The organism is Veillonella dispar, assembly GCF_900637515.1.
In the GTDB taxonomy this organism is placed as follows: domain Bacteria; phylum Bacillota; class Negativicutes; order Veillonellales; family Veillonellaceae; genus Veillonella; species Veillonella dispar.
Map to the genome: position 1 here is coordinate 662,027 of NZ_LR134375.1, position 17,709 is coordinate 679,735.

Below are 17,709 nucleotides of genomic sequence, written 5' to 3' on the forward strand. Positions count from 1 at the left end.
GCTCAACTAGGTACATGAAAAGGTGAATATATGTATGTACCAATCGTAGTTGAACAAAGTGAACGCGGCGAGCGTTCCTATGATATTTACTCTCGCTTGTTAAAGGATCGCATTATCTTCCTAGGTGGACCTATCGACGATAATGTAGCAAATGCGGTTATTGCGCAAATGCTGTTCCTAGAAGCAGAGGATCCTGATAAGGATATCCATTTGTACATTAATAGCCCCGGCGGTGTTGTAACTGCGGGCATGGCTATTTATGATACGATGCAATATATCAAACCAGATGTGTCTACCATTTGTGTAGGCTCTGCGGCGAGCATGGGTGCTGTGCTTTTAACAGCAGGTGCTAAAGGTAAACGCTATGCGTTACCTCATGCGCGCGTTATGATTCACCAACCATTAGGTGGTGTACAAGGGCAAGCATCTGAAATTGAAATCCATGCCCGTGAGATTCTTCGTATGCGTGAAGAATTAAATGGTATCTTAGCTTCTCGCAGTGGACAAGATATTGAGGTTGTAGCGCGCGATACAGATCGCGATAACTTCATGAGTGCTCAGGATGCCGTTGAATACGGCTTAATCGATGAGGTACTCACAAGAGAACCTGTAGAAAGCAAGTAATGGAGGCGCCCCTTGGCAAAAGATAAAGACACTATGCGCTGCAGTTTTTGTGGACGCACAAGCGAAGAAGTCCGCAAATTAGTAGCGGGTCCTAACGTATATATTTGTGATGAATGCGTTGAAGTATGTGAACGTATTATCGCTGATGAGTTAGGTGACGTAGAGGCGGATGACTTCAACTTAAAAGAATTGCCAACGCCGAGAGAAATTAAAGCTCATCTTGACGAATATGTTATTGGTCAAGATGATGCTAAAATCTCTTTAGCCGTGGCTGTATATAATCACTACAAACGTTTACAAACAGATAATGTAGTTGATGATGTAGAATTACAAAAGGCTAATGTTTTATTCATTGGTCCTACTGGTAGTGGTAAAACACTATTGGCTCAAACCTTAGCGAAAATGCTAGAAGTACCATTTGCTATTGCAGATGCTACAAGCTTAACTGAAGCTGGTTATGTAGGGGAAGATGTGGAAAATATCTTGCTTAAAATTATCCAAGCTGCAGATTATGATATAGCTCGGGCTGAACGTGGTATTATCTATATCGATGAAATCGATAAGATCGCTCGTAAGTCTGAGAACCCTTCCATTACACGTGACGTGTCTGGTGAAGGTGTACAACAAGCATTGCTTAAAATCTTAGAAGGTACCGTAGCTTCTGTTCCACCTCAAGGTGGCAGAAAGCATCCAAATCAAGAAATGCTTCAAATCGATACTACAAATATTCTCTTTATTTGTGGTGGTGCATTTGATGGTATGGACAAGGTTATTACTAAGCGTACCGCTAAGAAAACCCTTGGTTTTGGTGCAGACGTACAGCGCAAAGAAGAACGTAATGTATCAGCTATCTTAAAAGATGTTGTACCTGAAGATTTATTGAAATTTGGTTTAATTCCAGAATTCATTGGTCGTTTACCTGTTGTGGTAACATTGGATCAATTGGATAGAGAGGCATTAATTCAAATTTTGACAAAGCCTAAAAATGCATTAACAAAACAATATGAAAAAATTCTATCCCTTGATGGTGTAGAGTTAACTTTCACTGAAGATGCATTAGAAGAAATCGCTGATGAAGCATTACAGCGAAAAACAGGTGCTCGTGGTTTGCGTGCTATCATTGAAAAGGTGATGAAACGCGTTATGTTCGAGGTTCCTTCCATGCCGGAAGTAGCTAAGTGCATAGTAAATCGTGAATCCGTGTTGAGCACAGGTGAACCTATACTCAAAAATGAGGCAGACCAAGACATCCAGTTGAAATCGTAATTCGTAGAAACTCATTTCTGTGTAGGAATGAGTTTCTTTTCATAATATAAATACCTGGAGGAAGTATGAATTTACTCGAAGTTGGGATTCCAACTGTACCTCTTAGAGGCATGGTTGTATATCCGAATATCGTGATTCACCTCGATATCGGTCGAGACAAATCCATTAAAGCGGTGGAAGCCGCAATGAACGAGGATCGCATTTTAGCAGTTGTCAGCCAAAAGGATGATGCTGTTGATGCGCCAACTGTTCATGACTTAGCCCAAATGGGTACATTAGTAAAAATTAAGCAAATGTTACGCTTACCAGGTGGTATTGTACGTGTTCTTGTAGAGGGCATTACACGTATTCGCGTAATGAATATTACAAGTATGGATCCGTACTATGTAGGGGACTACGAACGGGTAGCCTCTGAATTTGAAGACGATGTTGAGCTAGAAGCGTATCGTCGTTTGGTTCAGTCTAAATTCGGCGAATGGGCTGAAGAGGCTAAATCTGTTACAGATGAAGGCGTTACACGCGTAATGGAGTTACGCGACCCATGTGAATTGGCTGACCAAGTTGCGTTCTTATTGCCTATTAATAACACTAAACGCCAAGAGTTACTTGAAGAGTTATCTGTAGCTCGTCGTTTAAATATGATTGTAGGCATTTTGAATATGGAATTACAAATCTCTGATTTGGAAAACTCCATTAATAATCAAGTACGTCAATCTATGGAAAAAGCGCAAAAAGAATATTTCTTACGCGAAAAAATCCGTGTTATCCACGATGAATTGGGTGACAAAGGGGATCCAGAGGAAGAAGCTGAAGAGTTACGTGTTAAACTAAAAGCACTTAACCTTAGCGAAGATGTACATGAACGTATCGATAAAGAAATTTCTCGTTATAGCCGCATGCCACAATTGATGCCAGAAGCAACCATTTTGCGCAATTACCTAGATTGGGTATTGGCGTTACCTTGGAATGAATTAACTGAGGATCGCTTGGATATCAAGGAAGCTCATGCTATGCTTGAGGCGGATCATTATGGCCTTGAAAAGGTTAAGAAACGTATCCTTGAATTCTTGGCTGTTCGTAAGTTAACTGGTAAGAATAGTGGTTCTATTCTTTGCTTAGTAGGCCCACCAGGGGTTGGTAAAACATCCTTGGCTACGTCTATCGCTAAAGCGATGAACCGCAAGTTCATCCGTGCATCCTTAGGTGGTGTTCGCGATGAAGCTGAAATTCGTGGCCATCGTCGTACGTATATTGGCGCATTGCCTGGTCGTATGATTCAAGGACTTAAGAATGTAGGTACTAAGAACCCTGTATTCTTGCTGGATGAAATTGATAAATTAGCATCTGACTATAAAGGTGATCCATCCTCTGCATTATTAGAGGTATTGGATCCAGAACAAAATAGTACATTTAGCGATCACTTTATCGAAGTGCCATTCGATTTCTCTGAAGTATTCTGGATTACAACGGCTAACGTTGCATCCAATATTCCTGGTCCATTGTTAGATCGTATGGAAATCATTGAATTATCTAGCTATATGGAACAAGAGAAGTTAGAGATTGCTAAGCGCTATTTAGTACCTAAACAAATCAAGAAAAATGGCCTTGAAGATTACAAGGTTAAATTATCTGATGCAGTGTTGAAAAAGGTAGTTTCCGAATATACTCGTGAAGCGGGTGTTCGTACCTTAGAAAAAACGATTGCTAAGATTTGTCGTAAAATTGCTTATAAAGTCGTTGAAGAAGGTGGAGATGCACCGAAAGTAACGACAAAAAATCTTCACGAATTCTTGGGTGCTCCAATCTTTGTTGACCAAGAGCGTGAAAAGAAACCGCAAATTGGCTATGTAAATGGTTTAGCGTGGACTTCTGTAGGTGGCGTAGTATTGCCATGCGAAGCAACAACGATGAATGGTACAGGTAAACTTGCATTAACAGGTAGCCTAGGCAAGGTTATGCAAGAGTCTGGTCAAGCAGCGATGAGCTATATTCGCCACAATGCTAAAGCCTTGAAAATTGAAGATGATTTCTATAAGAAACTCGATATTCATGTGCACTTGCCAGAAGGGGCGACACCAAAAGATGGCCCTTCTGCAGGTATTACAATGACATTGGCTATGGTATCTATCTTAACAAACCGCAAGGTTCGTTCTGATATTGCTATGACTGGTGAAATTACATTGCGTGGCCGTGTATTACCAATCGGCGGTTTAAAAGAAAAGTTATTAGCAGCCTTGTCTAATGGCATTAAAGAAGTATTGATTCCTAAAGGCAATGAAAAGGATATTGCAGAATTACCTGACATTGTAAAAGAAGGTCTCATTATTACGCCAGTTAAGACAATGGATGAAGTATTAGCAAAGGCACTTGTGTAATGCAAAAACAGAAAAAATCCACTAAACCTATGGGCCCAAAACCACAATATACGCGAAAAGAACCGAAGGGGCCTCGTATTATAGCAGCAAAATATAATACTTCCTGTGTGAAGGCGGATCAATATCCTGAAGGGGATACTGTAGAAATTGCTTTCATCGGACGCTCTAATGTGGGCAAATCTTCGTTGATTAACTCGTTGTGTAATTATCGTGGGTTAGCCCTCGTTAGTGGTCAACCAGGTAAGACAAAGACGATAAACTATTTTGATGTGGAGTCAAAAGAGGATATTTCTGAAACAGAGGAGCGCCGTTATCATTGGTTCCTCGTTGACCTTCCTGGGTATGGATTTGCAAAGACAAATAAAGGAAACCGCAATTTGTGGTCTTCCTTTATTGCCGATTATATTTTACATTCTGAACGATTGATGTTGTTATGTTTATTAATTGATGGTCGTCATCCAGAGATGCCTATCGATAAGGTCGCTTATGACTGGCTCGTTGAAGCTGGTGTACCATTACAAATCGTAGTGACTAAGGTCGATAAATTAACAGCTAAAGAAAAGTCTGCTAATTTAGCGATCATTAAGGAAATGTACCCAACTGCAACGCCGCCAATTCTGTATAGCTCTTTGAAGCATACAGGCCGTGAGCTTTTACAACAACGCATCAATAAAGTTCTAGTAGGAGATGAAGCATGAGTCAAACCAATGAATTAGAGATTATGGAACGCATTGCTCTAGATTTAGAGGGTGTGGAAGAGTCTCTTGCATCATCTTTTAATACAGGTGCAGAAGACTTTAATGCACTAATTCGACCATTATCTGCTGCAGGTGGCAAGCGTTTACGCGCTCAACTATGTCTATTGATTGCCAATGCAGGCACATCTGTAGAACGTCAGCGTATTAGAATTGCTGAAGCTGTAGAAATGCTTCATTTAGCGACACTGATTCACGATGATGTATTAGATCAAGCTGAGATTCGTCGCGGTGAAGAAACGATTCATATGCACAAAGGCAATAAGGTAGCCATCCTTAGTGGGGACTACTTATTTGCTAAAGCATTCCAAATCGTGTCTGAAATGCCTAATATGAAGTATTTACAAATTTTCTCCCATATTATTACTTGCCTTGTGGAAGGTGAGTTCATGCAAATGGAAGATGTATACCGCATCGATCAAGGTATTGATCGCTATATGACTAAGACCCAAAAGAAAACAGCCGACTTTATGGAAGGCTGTATGGAATTGGGGGGCCTATTAGGGGGCTGGAGCGAATCTGAAATCGTTGAGTTGAAAAAATATGGTCATGCGTTGGGCATGGCCTTCCAAATTACTGATGATATTATGGATTATCGTGAAACAACAGAGACGACTGGTAAACCAGTGGGGAATGATCTTCGCGAAGGTTTATTGACATATCCGTTGTTAAGCATCGTCAATGATGATAATAAAGATAAATTGCTTGCAGACATTAAGGCCTTACATAATGGCGGTGATGAGCAGACTATTATCGACTATGTTATCAGTCAAGGTGGTATTGATAATACATTAGCTGTAGCTGATCAATATTGCAAAGATGCTTTGGCGGCACTCGATGCTGTACGCGATTTCCCAGGCAAGGAATTCCTTGTGATGGCAGTAGAAAATTTAGCTGATAGAAAGGTATAATATGGAACCATTCGAACCAAAACCGGACTTCGAATATCCCATACAAAAACCTTCTTTTGATAGTGTAGTTCGTCAAAAGCGTCGCGAAGCTGAATTAAAGGCTGAGCAAGAGCGGTATAAGGTGGCAAATCAGCGGGTTCCTGAGGAACCAGAAGATGAACCTATTTATACTGAGATGGAACAGAAAATGATGGACGAAGCGCGGGAACTATCCCTTGTGGGCCATCTATCTGAATTGCGAAAGCGTCTGATTATAATGGCTGTTGCAGTTGTTATAGGAACTTGTATTTCTTATTATTATGTAGACTTTTTATTGGAAATACTCCTAAAACCAGCTGGTAAGCTCTATTATATGAAACCAACTGAAGCCTTCTTTACATATATGAAGGTGTCTATAGTAGGTGGTCTTATTATAGGGGCGCCTATTATATTGCATCAGATTTGGCTATTTGTTAAGCCAGCCCTTACTGTACGAGAAAAGCAGTTATCTAACTGGATTTTACCGGTTGCCATAGGACTATTTGGCATCGGTATTGTATTTTCTTATTTTCTCGTGCTACCTGCAGCCGTTAAGTTCTTTATGGGCTTTGCTACAGACGAATTACAACCGCTATTTTCCATTGGTCAGTACATGGACTTTGTATTATCCTTTGTACTACCCTTTGGATTTATCTTTGAGTTGCCGTTGATTTTAATCATCTTGGGATATTTCAACTTAATTACATCGCGTTTTTTAAAAACGAAGCGAAAGATATTTATTCTTATATCCTTTATCATAGGTGCTGTCATTTCACCAACACCGGATATGTTCTCTCAAACGATGATTGCATTGCCTATGATATTGCTATATGAAACGAGCCTATTTGTATTGGCTAAGATTATGAAGCGCTAAGGAGTTTATTTAGGAGGAACGATGAAAACCTACGAAAATTTAACCACTTATAACCCCGGTGAAATAGAAGGGAAATGGTATTCATATTGGGAAAACCAAGGATACTTTCACGAAGAAGTAGACACAAATAAAGAACCATTTAGTATCGTGTTGCCGCCTCCTAATGTAACTGGTATGTTGCACATGGGCCATGCTTTAGATAATACATTGCAAGATATTCTTATCCGTTTCAAACGCATGCAAGGCTACAATGTGTTGTGGATGCCTGGTACTGACCATGCTGGTATTGCTACACAAATCAAGGTAGAAGAAATGCTCGCTAAAGAAGAGGGGAAATCTCGCTATGATTTAGGCCGTGAAAAATTTGTAGAACGCGTATGGGAATGGAAAAAAGAATACGGTGATACTATCGTAAAACAAATCCGTAGCTTAGGCGCATCTTGTGACTGGTCTCGCGAACGCTTTACATTGGATGAAGGATACTATCATGCAGTGCGTGAAGTATTTGTAAGCCTTTATGAAAAAGGTTTAATCTATCGTGGTGAACGTATTATCAACTGGTGCCCTCGCTGTGCTACTGCTTTATCTGATGTTGAAGTTGAACATGAAGATGAACATGGCCACTTATGGCATATTAAATATCCTGTAAAGGGTGAAGAAAATCGCTTTGTAGTTGTTGCTACAACTCGTCCAGAAACAATGTTTGGTGACGTAGCCGTAGCAGTAAATCCTGATGATGATCGCTATAAAGATCTCATCGGCAAAACATTGATTTTGCCATTTGTTAATCGTGAAATTCCTGTTATTGCCGATGACTATGTAGATGCTAGCTTCGGTACAGGTTGTGTAAAAATTACTCCTGCTCATGACCCTAATGACTTTGAAATGGGCCAACGTCATAATTTGGAATCCATCGTTGTTATGAACAATGATGCCACAATGAATGAAGGTGCTGGCAAGTTTAATGGCATGACTCGTGAAGAAGCTCGTAAACAAGTAGTAGCAGAACTCAAAGAATTAGGTTTACTTGAAAAAATCGATGATCATGACCATGCAGTAGGTCATTGCTCTCGTTGTAATACAATTATCGAGCCAATGGTATCTAAACAATGGTTCGTAGATATGAAACCATTAGCAGAGCCAGCTCTTAAGGTTGTTAAAGACCACGAAGTAGAGTTTGTTCCTGAACGTTTTACAAAAACTTATGTAAACTGGCTTGAAAACATCCGCGACTGGACCATTTCCCGTCAATTGTGGTGGGGCCATCGCATTCCTGCATGGTACTGTGATGACTGCGGTGAAACAATCGTAAGCCGTGAAGATATTAATGAATGTCCTCATTGCCACGGTCATGTTACACAAGATCCAGACGTTCTTGATACATGGTTTAGCTCTGGTTTATGGCCATTTGCTACTATGGGGTGGCCTGAACAAACACCAGAACTTAAACAATGGTATCCAACAAGTGTTCTTGTAACTGGTTACGATATCATCTTCTTCTGGGTTGCTCGTATGATTTTCATGGCTCTTGAGTTTGAACATGAAATTCCATTTAAACATGTATTTATTCATGGTCTTGTTCGCGATAGCCAAGGTCGTAAAATGAGTAAATCCTTGGGCAATGGTATTAACCCTCTTGAAGTTATCGACCAATATGGTGCTGATGCATTGCGTTTTACTCTCGTAACTGGCAATACACCTGGTAACGATATGCGCTTCTATATGGAACGGGTTGAAGCAAATCGTAACTTTGCTAATAAGATTTGGAATGCATCCAAATTTGTATTGATGAATCTTACAAATTATGATGAAAGCTTTGTTCCAACAGCAGATGATTTGACATTAGCAGACCAATGGATTGTTCAAAAGTACAATGAAACAGTACAAAGTGTAACTTCTAACCTAGATAAATTCGAACTTGGTGAAGCAGCAAGCTCCGTATATGACTTCATTTGGAATACATACTGTGACTGGTATATTGAGTTAGCTAAACCTCGTTTATATAACGATGGTAATGAACGCGATCGTCGTACAGTTCAATACTTACTTGTAACAATCTTGCGTCACATGCTTGAATTATTACATCCATTCATGCCGTTCGTAACAGAACATATTTGGCAACACTTGCCTCATGAAGGGGATAGCATCGTTGTCACTAAATGGCCAGAAGCATTGAAGTTTGATAATCTTGAAGGTGCAGCACGTCAAATGGAAGTTATGATGGATGCCATCAAAGGTATTCGTAACATGCGTGCTGAAATGAATGTGCCTTTAGGTAAAAAAGCTGAGGTTATTGTGGCGCCAACAGATGAAGCATTGGCTCAAACTGTAGCCGATCATAGCGATTACTTCGTAACATTAGCTTGGGCTGAGAAGGTGACTATTCTTGGTTCTGATGATCCAAAACCAGAAAATGCAACTGTTACAGTTGTAAATGGTATGGAAGTATATCTCTTGCTTAAAGACTTAATCGATGGCGAAAAAGAAAGAGAGCGTATTGCAAAGGAAAAAATCCAAATGGAAAAAGAAATTTCTCGTTTGGAAGGCAAATTGTCTAACCAAGGCTTCCTAGCAAAAGCTCCTGAAGCTGTAGTAGCAAAAGAAAAAGAAAAGTTAGAAGAATATAAACAAAAACAACAAGCGTTATTGGAACGTGAAGCGTTCCTTGAAACCTTATAATAGGAGGTTTATATGACATATCAAGAGGCCTTAGCCTATTTAGAACAGGCATCTTCATTCGGTATTAAGCCTGGCCTTGAACGAATAACAGCCCTTATGGAAGCCTTAGGGAATCCACAAGAGGACTATAAAATTGTTCATGTTACAGGGACGAATGGTAAGGGCTCGGTTACCTCATATATTTCCTACGCACTGTTTACAAGTGGATTACGGGTGGGGCGATTTACATCGCCTCACCTTCAATCCTATACGGAGCGAATTCAAATCAATGATGGAAATATTACGGAGGAAGCCTTCGGTAATCTAATTAGCCGTGTAAAAGTGGCAGTTGATACTATCATTAGTAACGGCATAGAAGCGCCAACGCAATTTGAAATTTTGACGGCTGCAGCCTTTTTGTTTTTCAAAGATCAAGCTGTAGACTATGCAGTGGTAGAAGTTGGCTTAGGTGGACTTCTAGATTCCACAAATATTGTGACTCCAAAAGTATCTGTTATTACAAATGTGACAATCGATCATCAAGCCTACTGTGGTGATACTGTTGAGGAAATTGCACGTCACAAGGCAGGGATTATTAAATCCAAAGTCCCTGTTGTAACAGCAGCACAGGATGCGCCTCTTCGTATTATTGAAGATGTGGCTAAAGAGAAGCATGCTAAAGTATATGCTTTCAATAAAGATTTTGGTATCGATAGCCGTAGTGCTGTAACAGGTGGTCAAATGATTACTGTGAGTACTAATGATGCCGCTCCTGCGATGCTCTTTACGACAATGGCAGGTATTCATCAATCTGTAAACCTCGCATGTGCATTGATGGCTGTACGTTTATTGATGAAAGAAGATAAGAGCATCAGTGAAGAAACGATGCGTGAAGGATTTGCCCGTACTACGTGGGCAGGGCGTTTTGAAGTTAAACGCGGCTTAGATCGCACCTTTATCTTTGACGGCGCGCATAATGCGGCTGGCGCAGAATCCTTCAGTATGACCTATGCTGAACTATTTAAGGACGCCCCAAAAACGATTGTGATGGCAATTCTTAAAGATAAAAATCAAGATGCTATTATTCGTGAAGTCGTTAAGGCAGGGGATACGGTACTTGTAGTACCTGCACCTACAGATAGAACAGAAGTGCCAGAGGTTTTAGTTGAAAAAATACGTCACATTGTTCCAAAAGCTGTAGCTCAAACAGCTGATTCTGTTAAAGATGCATTGGCTTTAGCCTATAAACATACAAAGAATGGTGATATTATCGCTGTTTGTGGTTCTTTATATATTTTAGGAGATGCTCGTCAGTGGTTTAACCATGAGATGAGTCACTAAGGTGAGCCTATGGAACTCTCACTTATTCCTAATCAGAAGAGAATCACGTTCTATATTGAGCGTCTAATTTATGGTGTGGTGGTTGCTATGCCATTACAACCTATGGTGGGGGATGTACTTCTATGGCTAGCGATAGGGCTTGCTTTATATGATTTGATATCTAGTAAATCACTAAGCTTACCAACGGGCTATTTATCGTGGTCCGTTATGATATTTGTAGTATGGACTGGCATATCTGCACTAGTATCAGAAAATTGGGATTGGTCAATTCAAAGTTGGTTTTATCAAATCGTAGCCAGCGGAGGAATGTATTATCTAGTTCGCACATACATTCAAACACCTAAACAGTGGAATTATTTTCTTCGTGCTCTATTAGGTACTGCTGTACTAGTGTGTATCATAGGAGCTTATCAATATGTATTTGTTCCTAATATTCATATAAAAGAGTGGGTAGATGCAGCACAGTTCCCAAAATTGATGCGACGTATGTCATCTACATTACAAAACCCTAATTTATTGGGCGCTTATCTATTGATGGTACTCAGCGTATGTATCAGCTATATTTTGGTATATATGAAAGAAAATCGTACCCGCGAAGTGGTTACGATGCTCATTATAGGTATTATATTATTCTTAACAATGCTATTAACTTATTCTAGAGGCATTTGGATTAGCTTTGCGGCGATGATCCTCTACTGGGCTATCTTTGTAGAGCGAAGATTATTCTTATCCCTATTAGTAGTGCCAATTATCTTGTACTTTTATGATGGTGAAATTGCCTCGAGACTATGGTCTATATTCCAAGGCCATGATACATCAGCTGATCTTCGATGGGCTTTGTGGGATAGTACCATGTATATCGTACGTGAAAATCCTATCTTTGGTATTGGGTGGAATACATTTTACTTAGTATATCCAGATTATAACTATTATATTCAAGGACCTCACGTCTTGATGTATCATGCTCATAATTTGTATCTCAATATATTAGCTGAAACAGGTATCCCCGGATTGATATCATTCCTAGCAGTTATTATTGGTCATGTTATTACATCTATAAGACTTAAAGGGGATATATTCCGCCAAGCTGCACAAATTGGTGTAGGTGCGTTAGCTATAGGTGTTTTATTTAGTGGCTTATCCGATTTTGAGCTATATAGTCATCAAGTAACCATCGTATTTTGGCAATTGTTTGGCTGGGTAGGGGCTTTTGTAAAAGTTCAGTTATCTGCTGATAAATCTGCATAATTGTAATATCTTGTATAATTAGCATGTTTTATGGTAGATATATAATTTCATAATATGGTATAATTAATACATACCTTGGGTAGGTACGTATTAAGTAGTATAACCGGTTTTCTAATGTTAGACATAATTGAACATTATCGTTGGCATTTGAAAGCCGGTTTTTGTATATCATTGTATCTTTATAGGGAGGTGTATGGTCTAGTTCTTGTATATGAGATGTTGTTTTATATTGAAAAGGATCTATATATTGTATAGAGAGAGTTCGATTTAATTGAAAAACATCAATATATGCCGTATATCGATAATTCCTGTGAGTTATAACGATGTGAATAAAACTTATGTGGAAATGTGAAAATCTATGCATTTTAATCATAATGCACCCATAAAGTGTGAAGAAAAATACATTTTAGTCATATAAGTTGACAATACATTGGATGTGGACTACGATGAAGTCGGTTTAAGGAACGACCAAGAGATCAAACTGTCGTTTATACAATGTTACTCTTAAAGGAGATGGTAATGGTGATAGACATCAAAGACCGCGTTAAATGTGCGGCCCTCCAAGGTAAAATTGTCACTGCTTATGATGCAGCTCTTTTGATTAACCCTAACGATAAAGTTGGTATTTCCGGCTTTACTCCATCTGGTTATGCAAAAGCAGTGCCATTGGCATTGGCAGAAAGAATGGAAAAAGAACCATTCAAAATTGATTTGTGGACAGGTGCTTCCGTAGGTGATGAAGCTGATGGCGCGTTAACTCGTGCTAACGGTATCAATCGTCGTTTCCCATATCAAACAAATGGGGATACACGTAAAGCCTTAAATAGCGGTGCTGTTAAATACATCGATATGCATTTAAGCACAATGGCACAAAATGTTCGCTATGGTTTCTTTGGCGATTTAGACGTAGCTATCGTAGAAGTTTGTCAAATCAACGAAGATGGCTCTTTAGTACCTACAACATCTGTTGGTAACTCTCCAACATTTGTTAGTCAAGCTAAAAAGGTTATCGTAGAAGTAAACGTATCCCAACCACTTTCCTTGGTAGGTATGCATGATATCTATGAACCACTCGATCCACCACATCGTAAACCAATTCCATTGGAAACACCTGGTGATCGTATTGGTACTGAAGCAATTCCTTGTGACCCAAGTAAAATTGTTGCAGTAGTACCTTGTGATGTTCCTGATACAACAAGACCTTTGGCACCTATCGATGATGATGCAAAAGCAATGAGTCAACACCTTATCAAATTCTTCGAACAAGAAATTGCAGAAGGTCGTTTGCCTAAGAACTTGCTTCCATTACAATCTGGTGTAGGTTCCGTAGCAAATGCGGTAATCAGTGGTCTTGCTAAAGGCCCATTCACAGATTTGTCCATCTATACAGAAGTAATCCAAGATGGTATGTTCGACTTGATCGATGCTGGTAAAGTAACTGTATGTTCCGGTACTGCATTAAGTCCTTCTCCAGATGGGTTGAAACGTTTCTATGCGAATATTGATGAATATCGTAAAAAAATCATTCTTCGTCCGCAAGAAATTTCCAACAACCCTGGTATTGCTCGCCGTATTGGTGTCATTGCCATGAATACCGCTATCGAATTTGATATTTTTGGCAATGTAAACTCTACTCATATTATGGGTAGCAAAATGATGAATGGTGTTGGTGGTTCTGGTGACTTTGCACGTAGTGCATATCTCACTATTTTCTGCACTAACTCCGTTGCTAAAAATGGCGACATCAGTTCTATCGTTCCATATGTATCTCATGTGGATCATCCAGAACATGACACTATGATTTTCTGTACAGAACAAGGTGTTGCTGACTGCCGTGGTTTGAGCCCAGTGGAAAGAGCTCGTTTAATCATTGAAAAATGTGCTCACCCAGACTACAAACCTATGTTAACTGAATACCTAGAAAAAGCATTAGCTGCAACAAAGAATGCCCATACACCTATGTTGCTTGATGAAGCTCTTTCTTGGCATAAACGCTTCACAGAAACTGGAAGCATGAAAAAATAACCTGTTTTTTTAGGAGGATGATGAAAACATGGCTTACGAAAACTTAAAAGCCCAAATTGCTGAGTACAACAAACTTTGTGACGAAAAAAGTGCAAAAACTCCAGAACGTCAAAATTTAAAATACAACCGTGTATACACACCAGTTGATATCGAAGGTTTTGACTATGAACGTGATTTGGGTATGCCTGGCGAATTCCCTTACACTCGTGGCGTACAACCTACTATGTACCGTGGTCGTTTCTGGACAATGCGTATGTATGCAGGCTTCGCTACAGCAGAAGAATCTAACAAACGTTACCGCTACTTAATCGAGTCTGGTGCAACTGGTCTTTCCTGCGCATTCGACTTACCTACACAAATCGGTTACGACTCCGACGATGCAGTTGCAGAAGGCGAAGTTGGTAAAGTAGGTGTAGCGATTGACTCCTTGGCAGATATGGAAATCTTGTTCGACGGCATCGATCTTGGTAAAGTATCCACATCCATGACAATCAACGCTCCAGCATCCGTTTTGTTGGCAATGTACATCGCAGTAGCTGAAAAACAAGGCGTACCTTCCACAGAATTGAAAGGTACAATTCAAAATGATATTTTGAAAGAATACGCAGCTCGTGGTACTTACATTTTCCCACCAAAACCATCCATGCGTTTGATCACTAATATCTTCGAATATTGTTCTCAAAACGTTCCAAAATGGAACACAATTTCCATCTCCGGTTACCACATCCGTGAAGCAGGTTCCACAGCAGCTCAAGAAATCGCATTCACAATTGCTGATGGTATCGCATACGTAGAAGCAGCTTTGAAAGCTGGTCTTGATGTTGATACATTCGCTGGTCGTCTTTCCTTCTTCTGGAATGCTCATAACAACGTACTTGAAGAAGTTGCTAAATTCCGTGCATCCCGCCGTTTATGGGCAACAATCATGAAAGAACGTTTTGGTGCTAAAAAACCAAAATCCATGATGCTTCGTGTACATACTCAAACAGCTGGTTCCATGTTGACTGCACAACAAGTTGATAACAACATCGTTCGTGTTGCTCTTCAAACTGCAGCTGCTGTAATGGGCGGTACTCAATCCTTACATACAAACTCCCGTGACGAAGCTTTGGCTCTTCCTACAGAAGCATCTGTACAAGTAGCTCTTCGTACACAACAAATCGTGGCTTACGAATCTGGTTTGGCTGACGTAGTTGACCCATTGGGTGGTTCCTACTATGTAGAAGCTATGACTAACGCTATCTATGACGAAGCTATGGCATACATCAAGAAAATTGATGAAATGGGCGGCGCTGTAGTAGCAATCGAAAAAGGCTACATCCAAAAAGAAATTCAAGAATCTGCTTACAAATGGCAAATGGAAGTTGAATCTGGCTTGCGCACAATCGTTGGCGTAAACAAATTCCAAGTTGAAGAAGAAGCTCCAAAAGACTTACTTCGCGTAGACGCTTCCGTTGGTGTTAACCAATCCAAGAAAACTCAAGCAGTTCGCGCTAACCGCGATCAAGCAGCAGTTGATAAAGCATTAGCAGCTCTTAAAGCTGGTGCAGCTGATGAAAACGTTAACTTGATGCCATTAATTCTTGATGCAGTTAAAACATATGCTACTTTGGGTGAAATTTGTAATGTATTGCGCGAAGTATTCGGTGAATACGAAGCTCATTCCACATTATAATATCGGCTAATTTCGGAGGTAATTAATCATGGCAGAAAAACGTATTAGAGTAATCGTAGCAAAACCAGGTCTTGATGGTCATGACCGTGGTGCAAAAGTAGTAGCACGCGCACTTCGCGATGCTGGTTTCGAAGTAATCTACACAGGTCTTCGTCAAACTCCAGAACAAATCGTTGAAGCAGCTCTTTCTGAAGACGTTAATGTAGTTGCATTATCCCTTCTATCTGGTGCTCATAACACATTGTTCCCTAAAATTGTTGAACTTTTGAAAGAAAAAGGCATGGGCGATGTACTTGTAATCGGTGGTGGCGTTATTCCTGACGCTGATATCCCTGGCTTGAAAAAAGCTGGCGTAGCAGAAGTATTCACACCTGGTACACCAACTGGCGATATCGTTAAATTCATCAACGAAAACGTTAAATAATTAATTGGGCAAGAGAGGAGCACAACTGCATAGTTGGCTCCCCTCTATTCCCATATTTTAAGATAGGTGGTGAGGCGAGTGGATTTAGTTAAAGAACTTTTCGAAGGTTCTCGACTAGCCTTAGCACGGTCCATAACAGCTGTAGAAAACGAGTATGATAATGCCATTGATATTATGAAGGCTATTTACCCTAAAACAGGGAATGCACGTATTCTCGGTATTACAGGGGCCCCTGGTGCTGGTAAAAGTACATTGACAGATAAAGTTGTTAAACATTATCTAGATCAAGGTAAGAAAATCGGCATCGTTGCCATCGACCCAACTAGCCCATTCTCTGGTGGTGCTATCTTGGGGGACCGTATTCGAATGAATGATTTGACATTAAATGAAAATGTATTTATTCGAAGCATGGGCACGCGTGGTAGTCTTGGTGGTTTGTCCAAAAAGACTGCAGACGTTGTAAAACTCATGGATGCCTTTGGCATGGATTTAGTAATCATTGAAACAGTAGGTGTAGGTCAATCTGAAGTAGATATCGTAAAAAATGCAGATACTACATTGGTTGTACTTGTTCCTGGTCTCGGTGATGATATCCAAGCTATCAAGGCAGGTATTCTTGAAATTGGCGATGTATTTGCTATCAATAAAGCTGACCGAGATGGTTGTGATCGTTTGAATGTAGAAATTGAAATGATGCTTGACCTAGACTCTCGTGAAGTAAAATGGCGCCCACCGATTAAGCGCACAATTGCTAGTAAAGACCAAGGCGTAGATGAACTCATCGACGCTTTAGATGAACATTTTGAGTATCTTGAAGATTCTGGTGAATTGGAATCTCGTCGGGCAGAACGTACTCGTGATGAAATCATCGCAATGATTAATGAACAAATTGGTCGTTATGTAGCTGACAAAATCGTTACAAGCGACGAATTTAATAGCCAAGTGGCAGCTGTTAATGAACGCGAAAGCGATCCATACACAGTTGTTAACGGCGTAATGACAAGCGTGCTAAAGTAGACGGCGACTACATAGCATTAGAGATTTAGCCTTATAAAGGAGATAATCGAAATGGCTTTTAAAGTATTACAAGTGGATCACATCGGTATTGGTGTTAATGATTTAGCAGCAACTAAAGAATTCTATAAAAATGCATTGGGGATTGAACATCTTCCTGAAGATGAAGTGGTTGAAGAACAAAAAGTAAAAGTATCCTTCTTCCCATGTGGCGATGCTGAACTTGAATTCTTAGAAACTACAACTCCAGATGGCCCTATTGGTAAATTCATCGAAAAAAATGGCGGTCGTGATGGTATCCAACACGTTGCATTGCGCGTTGATAATATTGAAAATGCTATTGCTGATTTGATGGCTAAAGGCGTTCGTATGATTGACGAAAAACCTCGTTACGGTGCAGGCGGTTCCTCCATTGCTTTCTTACATCCAAAAGCAACAGGCGGCGTATTGCTTGAATTATGTCAACGTATGAAATAATACAGTATCCAATTCACATCATTA

Annotated in this window: 14 protein-coding genes; all 14 read left to right on the forward strand. The window is 40.0% G+C overall.

The window, feature by feature from the left end; genetic code table 11:
* The first annotated feature begins 30 nt into the window (after positions 1–30).
* The 14 genes from clpP to mce all read left to right on the forward strand — a co-directional run bounded on the left by clpP (position 31) and on the right by mce (position 17,685).
* The gene (clpP, locus tag EL171_RS03025; RefSeq protein WP_005385987.1) at positions 31–624 is read left to right on the forward strand and encodes an ATP-dependent Clp endopeptidase proteolytic subunit ClpP; all 594 of its coding nucleotides are present in this window, start codon (positions 31–33) and stop codon (positions 622–624) included.
* A gap of 12 nt (positions 625–636) precedes the next feature.
* Positions 637–1,890 (forward strand): ATP-dependent protease ATP-binding subunit ClpX, encoded by a 1,254-nt coding sequence (clpX, locus tag EL171_RS03030; protein WP_081442681.1) that lies wholly within the window; start codon positions 637–639, stop codon positions 1,888–1,890.
* A gap of 65 nt (positions 1,891–1,955) precedes the next feature.
* Positions 1,956–4,265, forward strand: coding sequence for an endopeptidase La (gene lon, locus EL171_RS03035; protein ID WP_005385995.1), 2,310 nt, complete (start codon positions 1,956–1,958; stop codon positions 4,263–4,265).
* Positions 4,265–4,963: a ribosome biogenesis GTP-binding protein YihA/YsxC gene (yihA, locus tag EL171_RS03040; RefSeq protein ID WP_005385996.1), complete on the forward strand. Its 699-nt coding sequence runs from the start codon at positions 4,265–4,267 to the stop codon at positions 4,961–4,963. The genes lon and yihA overlap by 1 nt, the downstream gene beginning before the upstream one ends.
* On the forward strand, positions 4,960–5,931 hold the full coding sequence (locus EL171_RS03045) for a polyprenyl synthetase family protein (RefSeq protein WP_005385997.1): 972 nt from the start codon (positions 4,960–4,962) through the stop codon (positions 5,929–5,931). The genes yihA and EL171_RS03045 overlap by 4 nt, the downstream gene beginning before the upstream one ends.
* Before the next feature lies 1 nt (position 5,932).
* Positions 5,933–6,823: a twin-arginine translocase subunit TatC gene (tatC, locus tag EL171_RS03050; protein WP_005385998.1), complete on the forward strand. Its 891-nt coding sequence runs from the start codon at positions 5,933–5,935 to the stop codon at positions 6,821–6,823.
* Between the two features lie 21 nt (positions 6,824–6,844).
* Entirely contained in the window at positions 6,845–9,502 is a 2,658-nt protein-coding gene (locus tag EL171_RS03055) for a valine--tRNA ligase (RefSeq protein WP_005385999.1), read from the forward strand.
* Between the two features lie 12 nt (positions 9,503–9,514).
* On the forward strand, positions 9,515–10,822 hold the full coding sequence (locus EL171_RS03060; RefSeq protein ID WP_005386000.1) for a bifunctional folylpolyglutamate synthase/dihydrofolate synthase: 1,308 nt from the start codon (positions 9,515–9,517) through the stop codon (positions 10,820–10,822).
* 9 nt (positions 10,823–10,831) lie between these two features.
* Complete coding sequence (locus tag EL171_RS03065; protein WP_005386003.1) at positions 10,832–12,070, forward strand: O-antigen ligase family protein; 1,239 nt, start codon at positions 10,832–10,834, stop codon at positions 12,068–12,070.
* Positions 12,071–12,589: 519 nt separating this feature from the next.
* On the forward strand, positions 12,590–14,095 hold the full coding sequence (locus EL171_RS03070; RefSeq protein WP_039969068.1) for a succinyl-CoA:acetate CoA-transferase ScpC: 1,506 nt from the start codon (positions 12,590–12,592) through the stop codon (positions 14,093–14,095).
* 28 nt (positions 14,096–14,123) lie between these two features.
* On the forward strand, positions 14,124–15,770 hold the full coding sequence (locus tag EL171_RS03075) for an acyl-CoA mutase large subunit family protein (protein ID WP_005386006.1): 1,647 nt from the start codon (positions 14,124–14,126) through the stop codon (positions 15,768–15,770).
* Positions 15,771–15,798: 28 nt separating this feature from the next.
* Positions 15,799–16,194: a cobalamin B12-binding domain-containing protein gene (locus EL171_RS03080; RefSeq protein ID WP_005386008.1), complete on the forward strand. Its 396-nt coding sequence runs from the start codon at positions 15,799–15,801 to the stop codon at positions 16,192–16,194.
* 78 nt (positions 16,195–16,272) lie between these two features.
* On the forward strand, positions 16,273–17,211 hold the full coding sequence (gene meaB, locus EL171_RS03085) for a methylmalonyl Co-A mutase-associated GTPase MeaB (protein ID WP_005386009.1): 939 nt from the start codon (positions 16,273–16,275) through the stop codon (positions 17,209–17,211).
* Positions 17,212–17,262: 51 nt separating this feature from the next.
* Complete coding sequence (gene mce / locus EL171_RS03090) at positions 17,263–17,685, forward strand: methylmalonyl-CoA epimerase (RefSeq protein WP_005386012.1); 423 nt, start codon at positions 17,263–17,265, stop codon at positions 17,683–17,685.
* Positions 17,686–17,709 lie beyond the last annotated feature (24 nt).